Consider the following 784-nt stretch of genomic DNA (forward strand, 5'->3'; position numbering starts at 1 on the left):
CCCATCCCAGCTTCCCGACCGGTGGGAACACCACCCGCCCCGGTGGCATGACCCGCGCCGAGGCGCACACCGCGGCCCTGCTGGCCGCCCTGGACGAGCCGACCGGAACGGAGTAGCCGTGGACCGTCGGGAGAGCGCCGCCCTGCTGGCCTACATCGGCCGGCTGGACCCCCGCACCATCCGCACCGACCCGGCCGAGGTCCGCGAGCAGCTCGACCGCTGGCACGAGCTGCTCGCCGAGGTCCCCGCCGCCACGCCGCAGGGCTGGGACGCCCGTGTGGTCGCCCGTGAGCACGTCCTGACCTCGCCGTACCCGATCATGCCGGTGGACATCGCCCGCGCATGGCGAGCCCATCGGCGCGACCGCCTGCAACGGCACACCGACCCCACCCCGGGTGCCGACCCGGACGATCCGGTGGCCTGGAACGCCGAACTGGCCGGTACCCGACGGGCCGTGGCGAGCGGGAGGACCGCGCCGGTCCACCTCCGGCAGATCACCGGCGCCCGGCCCCGCCCGGAACTGGAGGCGCGGCTGCGGGAGGTCGGCTCCTGCATCCCCGCCCCGGCCCGAGCAGCTCTGGCGCCCTACCGGCCCGCCCGCGCGGCCCGCGAGGCGGCCATCGCCCGGGGGCTGCCCGACGCCCTGACCGTGCGCTGCGAGTGGTGCCACGCCCCGGTCGGCGAGCCGTGCCGACGCCGACGGATCGCCCCCGACGGCGCGGCACGCGGCAGCACCCCCCGCGCGACCCCGCATCCGGGTCGCGTCGACCTCGCCGCGGCCCAC

General features: G+C 78.1%; 1 protein-coding gene. It reads left to right on the forward strand.

Features of this window, described 5'->3' with window-relative positions:
- Nucleotides 1–118 precede the first annotated feature (118 nt).
- A partial coding sequence (locus FNQ90_RS25510; protein ID WP_182608473.1) for a zinc finger domain-containing protein occupies nt 119–784 on the forward strand: 666 nt, incomplete at its 3' end.

Source organism: Streptomyces alkaliphilus, from assembly GCF_014141535.1.
Lineage (GTDB): Bacteria > Actinomycetota > Actinomycetes > Streptomycetales > Streptomycetaceae > Streptomyces > Streptomyces alkaliphilus.